Here is a 14,325-nt window from a genome sequence, read left to right on the forward strand (position 1 = left end):
GCTTACTTTTGCTTGATGGTCAACTTGATGTTTTTCATGAGGGGTATGGTGATCTTTATTGGTAAAAAATCAAGCATCTTCATTGATCATGGGTATAAAGTGTTTTTGATAAATGATATTTTTTAAACCATCAAAGAAGAAGAATTTGATCGCTAAAATAAACAGCGCTCATAAGAAGATTATTGTTTACTAGCTGATTTATATTGGTGGTTTTTTAATTAAGTAAAATATTTATCTAATCTGTCGCTCTTAAGTCATTAGGCACACGTAATCCATCAATCACAGTTGACACCTATAACGTTACAGGTTACTGTCTAGCTGTTGCCGAAGACTGCCCTATGTGAAGAACTCCTTAAGTGAGTAAATAAATTTCAATAGCTTGGTATGTACTGCTTGATGACAAACATTAATCAAAGGAATAACCAAATGAATTTATTTAACATTTTTAGGAATTTTAATATCACTAGGAGGGCGAGAAATTGGCAATCAAAAGTTTTTCACATAAAGGACTTAAAAATTACTTTTATGACAACAATGCAAAAGGGCTAAATCCAAATCATGTTCAAAAGATTGGGTTTATATTAGATGCAATAGATTCATCTCACCACCCCCAAGACCTAAAGGTTTTGTATCTAAATCAATTTTCTGAGAAGAAAGGGTCAGGTGAAGGGGTTTACAGTATTGAGATTAACGGTAACTGGCGGATAACCTTTCAAATAAAAGATGAAGGCGCCATATTGCTTGATTACGTCGATTATCACGGCAAAAAAATCAAAGCCCGTTAGCTCATACTCTATATAAAATGTACCTATGATTAATCGATGATAGGTACATTTTATCTCTCGATTTTAGGAGAAGAAATGAGACAGATTAGAAAACCTTCACATCCAGGTGAATTTTTCAAATTCACTGTTCTAGATGATAGAGGGATATCTATAACGTCGGCAGCAGGACACTTAGGTGTTACCAGAAAGGCGTTAAGTGAATTTGTTAATGGGAAAGCCAAATGCTCCCACGCTATGGCTAGACGTTTAGCTGAGTCAACAGGGACTGGGGTAGCTATTTGGATTAACATGCAAGCTAAGCTTGATACTTGGGAAGCTGAAAATATGGATAAGCCTGTAAATATTACTGCTCTTCCAGAAGCTCGCGTAGCGTAGTTTTTTAAGCTAGATTTTTTATTAGAAAAGGTCGCCAAATTGGCGGCCTTTTTGATTTTAACAATAAGTGCGCATCATCTAAAATTGGTCATCATTGTTAACTAGTGTGGCAAGTGTTGCGTAAGCAATGGAATGGACACAACCTCACCCATTCGTCCCATATGCTGACAATAGAGTAAACTAGCAGCAGGAGTCTTTTTTATAACCAGTGAGGTTTTTATGAAAAACACGATAAGAGTCGGTGTCGATTTAGCCAAGAACGTTTTCCACATTCATGCTGTTAATGAAAGTGAAGAGATTGTCTGACAAGGAAAATATAATCGTACTAACTGGATGAAGGCCATTGTTAAGCCTGTACCGACAACGGCAGTCATTGGCATGGGAGCTTGTGGCTCTGCAAATTATTGGGCTCGAGAGCTTACCTCACTTGGCTATAACGTTAAGTTAATAGCAGCCCAATTTGTGAAGCCTTATGTCAAAACCAATAAAAATGACAAAGTGGATGCTGAAGCTATTTGTGAAGCGATTAGCCGACCTCATATGCGTTTTGTACATATAAAAACAGTAGAGCAACAAGATATTCAATCAAAGCATCGTGTTCGTGAAGATTTAATCGGCCAACGCACAGCCAAGGCTAATCAAATAAGAGGGTTGGTAAGTGAGTACGGCATTGTCGCTCCGGTAGGTATTGCTTATTTACGCAAGGCTATTCCGATATGGTTAGAAGAGTTTGATAACGGATTGAGTATTGATTTTAGAGCTTTGTTACAAATGCTGCAGGAGGATTTAATCCTTTTAGATGAGAGAGTTGAATTAATAACAACTCAAATTAAGAATGCAGCGACGGCTAACCCTCTAGGCAAAAAATTAATGAGCATTATCGGAATAGGCCCTTTAATCTGTAGCGCTTTATTACTCGCTATTGGTGATGGTAAACAGTTTAAGAAAGGTCGAGATTTTGCAGCTTCTTTAGGCTTAGTGCCTAAGCAATATAGTACTGGAGGGCGTGCAAATTTGTTAGGTATTAGCAAACGTGGCAATGGTTATTTACGGAAATTACTTGTTCATGGTGCACGGGCTGCTTTTCGTTATATTAAAGATAAAACTGACCCTTTAAGTTTATGGATAAAGAAGCTCAGTGAAAAAAAGCATCCCAACGTTGCTATTGTTGCCCTGGCAAACAAACTTGCTCGAATTTCATGGGCTTTAGTTACTAATAATGTTGAATATAAAGATGCTTTAGCTGCCGGATAATAGAATTTAATGGATTGAAACTTAGGTGTTTAAAAAACGTATGATTTAAGTTGGAAGAGTAAGATATACCCTTTTAAAATTGCAAAGTAAAAAGAGATGGAAATAAGGTTAAACCATCACTAGAAAAACCCTTGCCGGACGAAGAGTTAACAGCTCGTGTAAGCGATTGGGATCTAGTGTGCGGATGAAGCCATTGAGGTTCGATGCAAAGTAGCATCATTAAAGAAACCGAATACACGTGAGCAGTCATTCCTTCATTTTTATTGATATTTTACTTGCAAAAGAGGTTGTGTCCATACACGTCCGGGCAAGTACGTCTTCAACTGCGCTCATCGAGCCTTTATCTTAACGACTGATAATGACATCAGGAGTTAACATGGCTACACGTTCACATGAAGATTGGGCTGCTTTGATACAACAGCAATCCGCTAGCGGCTTAACTATTAGCGCTTTTTGCCGTCAGCATAAGCTCAGTGTCAGCGGATTTTACGCCCGCAAAGCGGATATAGCTAAAACAAACAGTCAACCGATAGCGCCGTTTGTTATGGCCACTTTGACCTCGCCGACAGCTATGACAACCCAAACTCAACCTTCCGCTTCAGCCCAGGCTATCCATTTTCAGCATCATACAGGGTTATGGACTTTCCCCAGCACCTTGCCCCCACGCTACCTGCTGGAGATTATTAAAGGCTTACAAGCATGCTGATGTTTCAAGAGCTTCCCAGTGTTTATCTGCACCGTGCACCGGTGGATTTTCGTAAATCGATAAATGGCTTAGCGGTTATCGTTGAGCAGCAATTATCCTTACAAGCCACCGACGGCAGTGTGTTTGTCTTTTGTAATAAAAGCCGTGATAAATTAAAAATCCTCTACTGGGATAGCACCGGCTTTGCACTACAAACGTATTTGAGCATTGGCAACTTGGCAGGTGTATATCGACAAAACTAGTTTTGTCGATAATGGTTACCTCGGTACATGAAAGGGACTGTTTATGCTTCCAATGTGAGAAATGTATTACGGCGTTAAGGTAAGTCTGAATCGTTTTTGTTGCATAACAATTACTCTCCAAATATTGAATGAAAATCTGCAGACTCGAAACGGGTATGTGTTTAGCTGCGGATAAAAGCAGCGGTGACTTAAGATATGCTTGTAACATGGACGTCGCCTTTGTGGTAGAAGGGAACACCATTATGTGGAGGTTATGTGCAGAAAGTTTGTTTTATATCACGAGGTTTAGGCGGCCTATAGAGCACTACTTAACATAACGGGGAACTGCACATAATTTCGCCCTATCACAAACGGTTTTACTGTCCGTTCAGCACGGTTATTGTCGATATTGAGGCGACTATCTTCTGCGTAACGGCTCAGCTTTGACCATTGATTGAAGCTGTAATGAATGGCTTTGCCTAGTTGGCTTTGTTTTGATACTTGCTGCGCTGATTTATCCAGCCATTGCTTAAATAACGCCAATTGGGCACGTCAGTGGGTGCGCCTAAAATACAGCCGCTCTTCCAGGCTCAGTGCTTGTATTTGGGTTTCAATGCGGTACAACAGCTTGGCTATCATGCTCAGCGCCATATCCGCTTTACTGACTTTGTCTGCTTTTGGTTTTCCTTGTGCCACTAACGCTTCTTTGAACTTGTGCCGGGCATGAGCCCACGACCGCATGGATGCAGGAGGTAGAGCGACTCAGGAGGCTAAGCCGAGCAGCCTACCAGTTTATTGCTGGCCTGCTGATAAGCTGCGTAGCCATCAACCTGTAAATAATCATTAAATACCGTTTGCTCGGTGGCCAGAAAACGGCTCACGCAGTTGCCTGCGCGGCTACCGTCTTGATAGTCGTACAGTACGATGCTGCGTAAACCTTGATATCGAGGCTCAATACTTGGCCCACCCGCGCCAGCGCAATACACCCACATATAGGATTTTACACGCTCATCGTTAATCACTCTGAGCATAGTTTCATCGGCGTGCTGTACCGCTTGCGTTAACAGATGTTGGTGGAGTATGTATGTGATATTTTTTTCTGATTGTAACTAAATGTTAGGCATTCTTTAATGCCGCGGAACGAGCAAGGATCGCGAGAGTGGTGCCGTTATGAAGTAGTGCACTCATCGCGGGACTTAGCATTCCGAGGGCTGCTGCTAGCATAATACCACTGTTAATATATTCAGCGGCCTTAATGTTTGAATTGATCATCGACATCGCAATTTGTGCCAATTGGCGTGCTTCAGCTACACCATAAAGCTTATCTTTTAGTAATACTACATCAGCAGCTTGTCTTGCTAACTCAGTGCCTTTACACATAGCAATCCCTACATCCGCAGCCGTTAATGCGGGTGCATCATTGACGCCATCACCAATAAACATCACTGTTTTACCAGCTTGTTTAAGTTGTTCAATAATACTTGCTTTACTTTCAGGTGTGGCTTCGGCATAAACTCGATCAAGCTTAAGTTCATTTGCGAGAGTCTGAGCTTTATAGGCACGGTCGCCAGAGATCATCACTAACTCTTTAATACCTAAATGACGTAACTTGTTTAGGGTTTTTTCTACATCTTCACGTAAATGATCACGTAAGCCGAGCATCCCGATTAGCTTACCTTGATGGGAAATAAACACCAAATGACGTCCTATCTCTTCAAGTTCACGAATTTGAGCTTCAAAGGGAGTGAAATCAACATTTTCATGAATTTCAAGGAAATGACGGCTACCCATTACAAGACAATGCCCGTTGAGGGTACTTTTAAGGCCATGGGCAATAACATATTCCACTTCACCGTGTTCGATGTGTGGGAGTTTATTGTGTTTTGCTGCATTTAACACAGATTGCGATAATGGGTGATTACTGTGCTCTTCTACGGACGCTGCAATTGCCAATAAATCACGGGCATCGTTGTTTTGGTTAAATGGTACTACATCTGTTACTTCCATATCGCCATAAGTTAATGTGCCTGTTTTATCAAACACGCAAGTATCGACCTTGACGATCTTTTCGATTGCACTTCCGCCTTTGAGTAAAATCCCGTTTTGTGCTGCACGATACATAATTGATTTAAACGTTACAGGAGTACTTAGTTTTAGTGCACAGGAATAATCGACCAGAAATACTGAAGCCACGCGATTAATATCTTGGGTTAGGGCAAATACTGCAGCACCTACTCCTAAGGTTATCTTAACTCGGCGATCAGCCATGTCTTGAGTGACTTGCTGAGTTTCACTTTTTTCACTTAGTGAATCGTAAATTAACTGTGCTATTTTAGCCGTTGTGGCTTCACTTCCGACTTTTTCGACTCGGACTTTTATTGTGCCTTCATATACGCTGGTGCCTGAATAAACGATAGCATCAACTTCTCGTCGAATAGGTACGTTCTCACCCGTTAGAGCTGATTGATTGATAAGTGCCACACCGGATATGACTACACCATCGACAGGGATTGCATCGCCAGGTGCAAGCTCGATAATATCATCAGCCTTAAGGTCATCAGAGCTAACTTGGCTTTTTCCTGATTCGTCAACTCGCCAAACTACAGACTGTTGAGGGTGCATGAGTTCTGCCAGTAGTTGATCACTGTTTCGGCAGGTTTTCTGTTCCATGTACTCACCTAAACTGATTAAGCTTTGCGTGACCATGGCTGTTTTATAGTCCCCTCGCCAGACGGATAAACCGACGGCAATTGCATCTAGAACCTCAACAGAAATACGTTTTTCTTTTATTTCATTAATACCTTCAAAGAGGGTCGGTGCTACAAGTGTTGCAGTTGTTAAAGCTCCCCATTTATTTGGTAATAAAGCGGTTGAAAGAGTGCCAATAATATTCATGGCAATATCCCCACGCGTATATTGATGCTCTATTTCAGTCTGATCTGCTTGGGTAAAATCAAGTTGTGATAAACGTGCTTCAAGGGTCTCCACATGCAATAATTGCGAATCATAATGCACGACAATGGAAGCTGCTGCCTGATTGATTCGCACGTCACGAATCCCTTGAATAGCCAATAAGCTTTGCTTGATCCACTCTTCAATATCGGGAAAGTTAATCAGTGCTGCTACTTTGAAACGTATTCGCCCTGACAGGTGGTGCTTAACGACCAAATCGATCATTTTTCGCCTTTATTTAAGTTACGGTAGTAATCTAATTCTGCTTGTGTATCTTCTAGACGCTCTTTTAACTCTTCGACTTCACCGCGTACAGCTGACCATGCCTTTTCACCTGTTGAGGTGACACCTTGCTGGAATTTTTTATTAGATAATAAGTAAGCAACGGCAGTACCAGCTGCAAGACCCATAGCAAAGTGGGTCTTGCTATTTTGTTGTTTGTAGGTAGATGCCTGTTTAACTTCACCTTGTAGATAACTGTAATAAGGTGGATAAGGGTGTTTATTATTCATATTTCTTTTCCTTCTGAAATTTGATCCATCATGTATAAACTAGCTGCGCCCACACTTAGTATTGTGAACAAAGATAGTACTGGCCGACCGGCCATCTTTTCGGCTATATAGGTAGATGCTCCACTGATCGCTCCCGCCTTAATTGCTGATTTTGCCGCATTTAGGACGACATCATTGGTTTCTAATGCTCCATTTTGATGATCGCGCCATTGGTTGGCTAATGAAGCACCACCGCCGGCCATTGCTCCGATGAGCATAGCTCGGTGGCTTGTGATTAATTTGTCTGATGAATTACTCATAATTTAACTATCAGTTTTAGGTTGTTCTTCTTGATGGCGATCGACTGATTCTTGAAAACCTTGTTTACCAGCAGTATATGTATCGCGAAATATTTCGCTACTTGTTGTCACGTTGCCTTTGACCGATTCGGCTGTTTGTGTTGCTGTATCTTTAACGTTTGATCCACCGGATTTAAGCATATTACCAGCACCAGAAACTAAATCGATTAATTTACCACGTACATTTTCATTGCTTAGTAATAGGCCTGCAGCAGCGCCAACCATAGCGCCTTTCCAAAATTCTTTATCATTCATATCTAAGTTTCCTAGTAAGTCTTTAAATATTCCCGCGTCTTCACCTAGAGCACCTTCAAGCATAGCTTGGGCTTGTTCAATGAAAGCATTGTTTTCGGGGGTATCTTGCTGTGTATGCATACCTAGTTGCATACCTGGTTGCATACCTGGTTGCATACCTGGGTACATACCTGGGTACATACCTGGTTGCATACCTGGTTGCATACCTGGTTGCATACCTGGTTGCATACCTGGTTGCATACCTGGTTGCATACCTGGGTACATACCTGGGTACATACCTGGGTACATACCTGGGTACATACCTGGTTGCATACCTGGTTGCATACCTGGGTACATACCTGGTTGCATACCTGGGTACATACCTGGTTGCATACCTGGTTGCATACCTGGTTGCATACCTGGGTACATACCTGGTTGCATACCTGGTTGCATACCTGGTTGCATACCTGGTTGCATACCTGGTTGCATACCTGGTTGCATACCTGGTTGCATACCTGGTTGCATACCTGGGTGATTATAGCCGTATACAGGCGTCATGTAAGGTGAATATCCCCCACTGGCAGCATAAGGATCTGGCTGTTCTGTGTTCTGTGTATAAGGGATATCGTGCGAACCGTATTTAGGGCCATCACTCATCATTTATTCCATCCATATTAAGACTTGCAACAATATTTAAACAAGCTTGTTGCACGTTAACCTCTGATTCTGAAAACAACTGGTTGATCAATTCCGGTTTGATGATGCCAGTATCGTATTCAATCAGAATGCTACCTGTATCTTTATTTATTTTATAATTTTTAAACGCTGGTATATCGGCTAACGCTTGCTCAATATCAGTGACTTTTATGGTCACCAAATGAGCCATAAGACCCATTTTATATTTAAGTCTGATACGTCCTGGAATATGGTGCGCTAACGTTAACCAACGTCTTATTTTTAATACTTTTTTAATTTTATTTTTCATCACAGAAATATATGTAGAAAGGAGGGCGTTGTAAATAGTGATTAATTGGTAATTGAGTTTTCTTTGCGCTGAATCAATTTTGGTGCTATTTTGTTGATAATAATTGTCGTTTGCATTTGAGTTAGTTATGAACACATATATTCACAAAACATCCCAACGATTACGCATCAGATCCGACTATATCCGTCATAATCAAAAGTCTGTCATGGCATTGATTAAACAATTGCAAGAAATAGATGCGGTCACGAATATTAAGCATAAATATCATGCAGGTTCAGTAGCAATTTATTTTGATCGAAAAGAGCTTGACTGTGACAGTTTGTTAGAGATTTTAGAGACACATGAGTGGACTAAAAGTGATGAAAAACCTTCATTTATTGAAAACGCGGTTATTAACGGTACAAAAACGCTAACTAGAGGTTTAGCCACCATGGTATTAAAACGTTTAGTTGGTCCCTCCGTTAGTCGTATGATGATAAGTTTTTGAATTTTTTAGCGGCACATTGACATACTCCATTTGCTAGCGCAGGACATTTTTTACAAGCGGGTGATTTCAAGGGAATATGCAGTATGGAGCGAGTTGCAGAGTATTGTTGATGTTTAGCTATATTTTTTATACTGTGGTCAACATCATCTGAGCCCTCTTTAAACCAAGATATGAGCGGATTTAATGGTATTTTTAATTCTGTCACCATACTTGTAATGATTTCTTGTGATAATTCTTTTATCTCATGGTGCCATTTACTGTTGTTGGCTGCACCTTGGTCGATGATATGAGATAGTTTGTGCAGCTGTTTGAGAGATTTGCTTTCAATTTTTTTGTGTTTTTTTTCTAATTTTCTTAATGCTTTTTTTACGCTCATAGTGGTACCTACTTACTGAGTTTTATATAATCTAGCAAATTCTAACTGCAAATAAATCTCATTTCTGTTTTTATTTTTTTATAACTCAAGTTTCGGAGTTCACTTTTAGCGCATAAAAGTGAACAATACCTCATTATAGGGCTCTTGCCGTAAGGTGAAATTATCCATTTGCATGACTTGCGTAAAAAAATCTACAACCGTTTGTTAAATTTTATTTAATACACCATCTTTATCTGCCTTTGTTAAAATTGCCATTTAACTTAACGCACCCGCAATTAACGCTTTGAATAATCGCCACAACTTACTGGCAAAATTTAGACAATTTAAACTTTCTTCAAAATCATTTCTGACTTCACTAAGCCTTGCCGACCTTTCTTCTTGTCTGGCAAACAATAACAAGCAAAACCTTAAACCTGTTAGGTGTATTGAGGCAATGTAAGCACTATAATGACGGCTTTACTATTTTAAAAAACCTAGCTTTTGTTTCGCTTCTTTGAAGTAAACTTCAATTCCCCAACGCAACGCATAGACCTCAAGTATTTTTTCGTCTTCAAGTTGACTATCCGTCGTTAAAAATAGCGCCCAATCATGTTGACTTGCTTGCTGCTTGGTTTCATTGACTGAACGAACAAAGAGCAATTTAACTTTAACCCATTGAGTTGGCTGTTTATCTGAGCTTGCGATGTTCAGCTCAACAACAATGGATTTACTTTGATAAGGCACATGATTAAAGGGTTGCCACTGGCCTTTGACATGTTGTTTGTGTAGTTCTTTTGCACAAAGTAAGTGAGTAGTGCCGTTGATAGTTAGGCGATATTTCATCTTATTCTTTTTCATTCTGACTATCGCTATGAGTGAGTGCTCAATAGTCATTCTCAATATATGCTTTGTCGCAAACCATGCATCTGCTAAAAAGTAATCCGCATTAATACCACCGCGAATTGCTCGCGCTATCATGTCACACACCATTTCAGGCTTAGTTTGGAACTTTGATTTCTGGTAACGTTTTGCTGCAATACTGCGACCATCATTAAACTTATAGTCTAACGCTTGCTCCTTAATTTGGCTGATTAATATTTCATTATCAACGGGAACAAATTGTTCATCATTCGCAACACCTAACGTTACGGCTTGCTGACCCATCACGCAACGAGAAGTTAAGTGATCGAAGTGACTCGATACGCCTGGCATCTTTTTACCACACCTTGTTTTTACGGTATCGTCAATAACAAAGGCGCTGAGCTTGCTTTTACCGCTAGCCTTAAGTACTTTTTTAGCGGTCAATAGCTGTAGCTTTCGCCAATCTAAATCTTCGCGGTTAAGTAGATCATATAACGCGTCTTTTTTAGCCGCTGAAAAACTTAATAATGCATCCCTTGAAAACATGGCAACAGAGTCTACTTTTAGCCAAACCCAAAGCATTAAAAGATAGGTAACATCACCAACGGGCGTACCTGAGCGCTTAGCAAAGTTAGCTTGACGTAACATGATGTTAAAACCAATGCTCTTCCAAGTAGAGCTGAAAGTATTGTCAATATTAAGGTTTACTTGATTCAGTAAATCAGCGGTTAATGATGGGAAGTTCAAGGTCTTTGTGGCAGAGTTCATTCGATGTCTCTTGTTGTATTATTCATTGTCTAGACAACAAGTATTTTACCACAACGAGACATTAACTTATGTTAAATCATCAGGTTATCTTTTTCCTTGTCTGATTTAAATCCCGAAACTTGAGTTGCTTAATATCAAACGTGCCGTTCGCCAATTAACTTCAATGTGCTTACTCAGTCTTAATGCTGAAATACTGCCCTTATCTGAGCCTAAAAAGTAGATAGCCCAAAACCACTTAGTGATAGGAATACGGCTACCGTGAAATAATGTGTCTGCTGTGACCGATGTTTGTTTATGACATTGACTGCATTCATATACATTGCGGGTTGTAAGCTCATAGGCATGCTCACAAGAGCATCTAGGGCAAACAAAACCATTAAGCCATCTCATTTTCTTAATGTGATTTAAGCAATCAGTTTCAGCGCTGAATTGACGTTGCCATTCAAAAAAACTCGTTTCAGGCATTTTCATAGCAAATCTCACTTCTAGTCTTGATTTATACTATAAGAATAGGCCAAAACTGACTCAGATGCATAGGCACGAATCATAAACGCTAATGCCGTGATGGTAGATCTTCATCAGTGTTCACTGATTTGTGTGGGCATTCTTTCCCCCGCTTAAAAATTCACTGTCCCGAGTGAAACAGCACTTGCTCTTTTTGATATGATCACTTACCCTGACGCAATTGATAACTATTATCAATTGCGTCGGTTGCGGCGGAATATTTTTTCAATTGGGGAGCATAGATTAATGAAATTGCTAAAAAGTGTCGCATTATTAAGTTTGGCTTGTGTGGCTTCTTCTGCCACTGCAGCAGACGCACTAACGGTTTATTCTTATCGCCAAGCCTTTCTGATTGAGCCTATTCTGGAAAAATTTACCGAGCAGAGTGGTATCGACGTTAATGTCGTATTTGCTAAAGATGGTATAGCAGAACGTATGGCACGAGAAGGTCGCTTATCTCCTGCTGACTTGGTTTTAACATCAGACTTCTCTCGCTTAATGGAGTTGGTGGATAAAGATCTTGTTTCTCCAGTTGAAAGTAATGTCATTAATAATAATATTCCACCTCAATATCGCTCACAGCAACACAATTGGTATGCACTGACGATGCGCGTTCGTAATCTATATTCTTCCAAAGATCGCACCGGTAAAATTGATATTGATTACGAAGATTTAGCCTCAGTAGAATACAAAGGGAAAATTTGTACTCGCAGTGGTAAACATCCTTATAACGTGGCATTAGTGGCGTCGATGATTGCTCATAATGGTGAAGCGAAAACCAAAATCTGGTTACAAGGGGTCAAAGCTAATTTAGCCCGCAAGCCTCAAGGTAACGACCGTGATCAAGTATTAGCGGTTAAAGAAGGTATGTGTGATATCGCTATCGGTAACAGTTATTACTACGGCAATATGCTAATGGATAAAAACCAAAAAAGTTGGGCACAAGCTGTCGACATTAATTTCCCTAATCAACAGAACCGTGGTGCTCATGTCAACGTATCTGGTATGGCATTAGCCAAACATGCTCCGCATAAAGACAATGCAATTAAGCTAATGGAATTCCTAACCTCTGATATTGCACAAAAAATGTATGCTGAGGTGAATATGGAATATCCGGTTAAGGCTGATGTGGCACCGTCTGAATTAGTTGCATCATGGGGTGATTTTAAAGTGGATAGCTTACCTATCTATAAGTTGGCTGAACATAATCAAGATGCAGTAAAATTACTAGACGAAGTAAAATTTGATCTTTAATTGAAGCTTATTTAAACATTACCAGCGCACGATGAAGTATCTCGATTTTATTGGTTATATTAATCATGAAGTCTAGTGCGCTAAGTTTACTCGGTATTATTTATGATTTTAGGTTTAACCAGAAGCTGGTCGCTTGTTGGTTATTTTATTGCGGCGATATTAATCTTGCCGCTGATTGCCTTAATGGTGCAATCCACTCTTCCTGATCAAGCTGTATTTAGTCATTTGTTCAATACAGTACTGCCGACATACATCGCTAATAGCTTATCATTGATGTTGTTGGTTGGGCTTGGCTCTTTGCTATTAGCTATTCCTGCCGCATGGGTAATTGCCCGCTGTGACTTTCCTTTTCGACGATATTTTCAGTGGTTATTACTGCTTCCATTAGCCATGCCAGCTTATATTGTTGCTTATGTTTATACCGACATGCTCGACTATGCCGGCCCAGTGCAACGTACACTAAGGGACTGGTTTGAATGGCAATCACCCCATGATTATTATTTCCCCGCGATACGCAGCCTTGGCGGGGCGGCAATAATACTGTCGTTAGTACTATTCCCTTATATTTACTTATTAGCCCGAACCGCTTTTATGGAGCAATCTTCAAGTTTGTTGTATGCATCACGGGTGATGGGTTGTAGTCCGTGGCGCAGTTTTTGGCGACTTGCATTACCCATGGCACGGCCTGCTTTAGCTGTTGGCGTTGCCCTAGTGGCTATGGAAACCGCAGCAGATTTTGCCACTGTAAGTTATTTTGCCGTTCATACACTAACCACAGCTGTTTACGACACATGGCTTGGCTATGGCAGTTTAACGGCTGCCGCTAAGTTATCGGCAATTATGTTGCTGGTGGTATTTTCTATGATTGGTGTTGAACGGTTTGCCCGTCGCAAACAACAATTATTTCAAAAACAATCATCCTTCAATGAAGCCGATCGATATGTGTTGTCATCAACTAAGGCCTGGATTGCGCTAGGCTATTGCACATTATTGTTATTTATTGCCTTCTTGCTGCCTTTTACCGTGTTATGTGTTTATGCCATTGATTATTTTAACGAGAGTTGGGATGCACGGTTTTGGCAATATAGCCTTAACAGCTTATACATTGCCGCTATCGTCAGTGCTGTGTGTATGCTGTTATCACTGATATTGATGTTTGTCCGTCGAGTCAGTCCGCGCAAAAGTGATTATCTTCCCTCTAGACTAAGCTCTACTGGTTATGCCTTGCCGGGCACCGTTCTGGCAATTGGTGTTTTGGTACCACTGACATTGATTGATTTTGCGATTAACGATGTTTATGATTGGCTGGGTGAACGTGGGCCGGGATTGTTATTGACCGGCAGCGTGTTCGCCCTGATTTTTGCCTTTTGTGTGCGTTTTATTGCCATATCTATCGGTAGCTTAGAGAACAGTTATAAGCGTATTTCGCCTTCTTTGGACATGGCGTGTATTACCTTGGGGCAACCCCCACTTCAACTGCTTTGGCGTGTTCATTTACCTTTATTGCGTAAAGGGATTTTTGCCGGTGCATTGTTGGTGTTTATTGAAAGTATGAAAGAGTTGCCCGCAGCATTATTATTACGCCCCATCGGATTTGAAAACTTAGCCACTTATGTGTTTCAGTTTGTCTCAGATGAAAAGCTTGAACACGGTGCATTAGCCGCGATTGTTATTGTGTTAGTAGGGTTTGTTCCGTTGATTTATCTTAATCGCTCCTTGGAGCAACAAGGCTAA

General features: G+C 40.5%; 17 protein-coding genes and 2 pseudogenes. 8 read left to right on the forward strand and 11 right to left on the reverse strand.

Annotation, left to right across the window (positions count from 1 at the left end; translation table 11 throughout):
- Positions 1-479: 479 nt before the first annotated feature.
- The 5 genes and pseudogenes from EGC80_RS17210 to tnpB all read left to right on the forward strand — a co-directional run bounded on the left by EGC80_RS17210 (position 480) and on the right by tnpB (position 3,362).
- A complete protein-coding gene (locus tag EGC80_RS17210; protein WP_124011543.1) occupies positions 480-785 on the forward strand; it encodes a type II toxin-antitoxin system RelE/ParE family toxin in 306 nt (101 codons plus the stop codon).
- Positions 786-821: 36 nt separating this feature from the next.
- Positions 822-1,160 carry a HigA family addiction module antitoxin gene (locus tag EGC80_RS17215; protein WP_233768534.1) on the forward strand — a complete coding sequence of 113 codons (339 nt, stop codon included), beginning with the start codon at positions 822-824 and terminating at the stop codon, positions 1,158-1,160.
- Between the two features lie 219 nt (positions 1,161-1,379).
- A pseudogene (locus tag EGC80_RS17220) lies at positions 1,380-2,414 on the forward strand (IS110 family RNA-guided transposase).
- Positions 2,415-2,790: 376 nt separating this feature from the next.
- Entirely contained in the window at positions 2,791-3,120 is a 330-nt protein-coding gene (gene tnpA, locus EGC80_RS17225; protein WP_124011544.1) for an IS66 family insertion sequence element accessory protein TnpA, read from the forward strand.
- Positions 3,114-3,362 carry an IS66 family insertion sequence element accessory protein TnpB gene (tnpB, locus tag EGC80_RS17230; protein WP_124011545.1) on the forward strand — a complete coding sequence of 83 codons (249 nt, stop codon included), beginning with the start codon at positions 3,114-3,116 and terminating at the stop codon, positions 3,360-3,362. Before tnpA ends, tnpB begins: the two co-directional genes overlap by 7 nt.
- Positions 3,363-3,656: 294 nt before the next feature.
- On the opposite strand, the gene EGC80_RS17235 is transcribed toward tnpB, so the two are convergent.
- The 8 genes from EGC80_RS17235 to EGC80_RS22585 form a co-directional block, all read right to left on the reverse strand.
- Positions 3,657-3,884, reverse strand: coding sequence for an IS66 family transposase (locus EGC80_RS17235; RefSeq protein ID WP_233768535.1), 228 nt, complete (start codon positions 3,882-3,884; stop codon positions 3,657-3,659).
- A 9-nt stretch (positions 3,885-3,893) separates the two neighbouring features.
- A complete protein-coding gene (locus EGC80_RS22770) occupies positions 3,894-4,037 on the reverse strand; it encodes a hypothetical protein (protein WP_233768536.1) in 144 nt (47 codons plus the stop codon).
- A 74-nt stretch (positions 4,038-4,111) separates the two neighbouring features.
- On the reverse strand, positions 4,112-4,432 hold the full coding sequence (locus tag EGC80_RS17240) for an IS66 family transposase (protein WP_443729204.1): 321 nt from the start codon (positions 4,430-4,432) through the stop codon (positions 4,112-4,114).
- A 25-nt stretch (positions 4,433-4,457) separates the two neighbouring features.
- Complete coding sequence (locus tag EGC80_RS17245; RefSeq protein WP_124011546.1) at positions 4,458-6,518, reverse strand: heavy metal translocating P-type ATPase; 2,061 nt, start codon at positions 6,516-6,518, stop codon at positions 4,458-4,460.
- A complete protein-coding gene (locus EGC80_RS17250) occupies positions 6,515-6,805 on the reverse strand; it encodes a YtxH domain-containing protein (RefSeq protein WP_124011547.1) in 291 nt (96 codons plus the stop codon). Before EGC80_RS17250 ends, EGC80_RS17245 begins: the two co-directional genes overlap by 4 nt.
- Positions 6,802-7,104 carry a magnetosome protein MamC gene (locus EGC80_RS17255; protein ID WP_124011548.1) on the reverse strand — a complete coding sequence of 101 codons (303 nt, stop codon included), beginning with the start codon at positions 7,102-7,104 and terminating at the stop codon, positions 6,802-6,804. Before EGC80_RS17255 ends, EGC80_RS17250 begins: the two co-directional genes overlap by 4 nt.
- Before the next feature lie 3 nt (positions 7,105-7,107).
- Positions 7,108-8,037, reverse strand: a complete 930-nt coding sequence (locus tag EGC80_RS22580; protein WP_206191809.1) for a hypothetical protein — start codon at positions 8,035-8,037, stop codon at positions 7,108-7,110.
- Complete coding sequence (locus EGC80_RS22585) at positions 8,027-8,497, reverse strand: HMA2 domain-containing protein (protein WP_206191810.1); 471 nt, start codon at positions 8,495-8,497, stop codon at positions 8,027-8,029. Before EGC80_RS22585 ends, EGC80_RS22580 begins: the two co-directional genes overlap by 11 nt.
- Here EGC80_RS22585 and EGC80_RS17270 point away from each other — a divergent pair.
- Entirely contained in the window at positions 8,490-8,849 is a 360-nt protein-coding gene (locus tag EGC80_RS17270; RefSeq protein ID WP_124011549.1) for an HMA2 domain-containing protein, read from the forward strand. The genes EGC80_RS22585 and EGC80_RS17270 overlap by 8 nt on opposite strands.
- On the opposite strand, the gene EGC80_RS17275 is transcribed toward EGC80_RS17270, so the two are convergent.
- The 3 genes and pseudogenes from EGC80_RS17275 to EGC80_RS17285 form a co-directional block, all read right to left on the reverse strand.
- Entirely contained in the window at positions 8,824-9,225 is a 402-nt protein-coding gene (locus EGC80_RS17275; RefSeq protein ID WP_124011550.1) for a hypothetical protein, read from the reverse strand. The two genes, EGC80_RS17270 and EGC80_RS17275, sit on opposite strands and share 26 nt — an antisense overlap.
- 459 nt (positions 9,226-9,684) lie before the next feature.
- Entirely contained in the window at positions 9,685-10,833 is a 1,149-nt protein-coding gene (locus EGC80_RS17280) for a transposase (RefSeq protein ID WP_233768538.1), read from the reverse strand.
- A gap of 126 nt (positions 10,834-10,959) precedes the next feature.
- A pseudogene (locus tag EGC80_RS17285) lies at positions 10,960-11,304 on the reverse strand (transposase); the annotation flags it as partial.
- Positions 11,305-11,583: 279 nt separating this feature from the next.
- Between EGC80_RS17285 and EGC80_RS17290 the strand changes: the two are divergent.
- A complete protein-coding gene (locus EGC80_RS17290; RefSeq protein ID WP_124011551.1) occupies positions 11,584-12,591 on the forward strand; it encodes an extracellular solute-binding protein in 1,008 nt (335 codons plus the stop codon).
- 102 nt (positions 12,592-12,693) lie between these two features.
- Complete coding sequence (locus EGC80_RS17295; RefSeq protein ID WP_124011552.1) at positions 12,694-14,325, forward strand: ABC transporter permease; 1,632 nt, start codon at positions 12,694-12,696, stop codon at positions 14,323-14,325.

It is taken from the genome of Shewanella psychromarinicola, from assembly GCF_003855155.1.
Taxonomy (GTDB): domain Bacteria; phylum Pseudomonadota; class Gammaproteobacteria; order Enterobacterales; family Shewanellaceae; genus Shewanella; species Shewanella psychromarinicola.

Excerpts from the sequence above, each read along its gene's own strand:
- EGC80_RS17215 (WP_233768534.1), top strand. The coding sequence starts at position 822 with ATGATAGGTACATTTTATCTCTCGATTTTAGGAGAAGAAATGAGACAG.
- tnpA (WP_124011544.1), top strand. The coding sequence starts at position 2,791 with ATGGCTACACGTTCACATGAAGATTGGGCTGCTTTGATACAACAGCAA.
- tnpB (WP_124011545.1), top strand. The coding sequence starts at position 3,114 with ATGCTGATGTTTCAAGAGCTTCCCAGTGTTTATCTGCACCGTGCACCG.
- EGC80_RS17245 (WP_124011546.1), bottom strand. The coding sequence starts at position 6,518 with ATGATCGATTTGGTCGTTAAGCACCACCTGTCAGGGCGAATACGTTTC.
- EGC80_RS17250 (WP_124011547.1), bottom strand. The coding sequence starts at position 6,805 with ATGAATAATAAACACCCTTATCCACCTTATTACAGTTATCTACAAGGT.
- EGC80_RS17255 (WP_124011548.1), bottom strand. The coding sequence starts at position 7,104 with ATGAGTAATTCATCAGACAAATTAATCACAAGCCACCGAGCTATGCTC.
- EGC80_RS22580 (WP_206191809.1), bottom strand. The coding sequence starts at position 8,037 with ATGATGAGTGATGGCCCTAAATACGGTTCGCACGATATCCCTTATACA.
- EGC80_RS17270 (WP_124011549.1), top strand. The coding sequence starts at position 8,490 with ATGAACACATATATTCACAAAACATCCCAACGATTACGCATCAGATCC.
- EGC80_RS17275 (WP_124011550.1), bottom strand. The coding sequence starts at position 9,225 with ATGAGCGTAAAAAAAGCATTAAGAAAATTAGAAAAAAAACACAAAAAA.
- EGC80_RS17280 (WP_233768538.1), bottom strand. The coding sequence starts at position 10,833 with ATGAACTCTGCCACAAAGACCTTGAACTTCCCATCATTAACCGCTGAT.
- EGC80_RS17290 (WP_124011551.1), top strand. The coding sequence starts at position 11,584 with ATGAAATTGCTAAAAAGTGTCGCATTATTAAGTTTGGCTTGTGTGGCT.
- EGC80_RS17295 (WP_124011552.1), top strand. The coding sequence starts at position 12,694 with ATGATTTTAGGTTTAACCAGAAGCTGGTCGCTTGTTGGTTATTTTATT.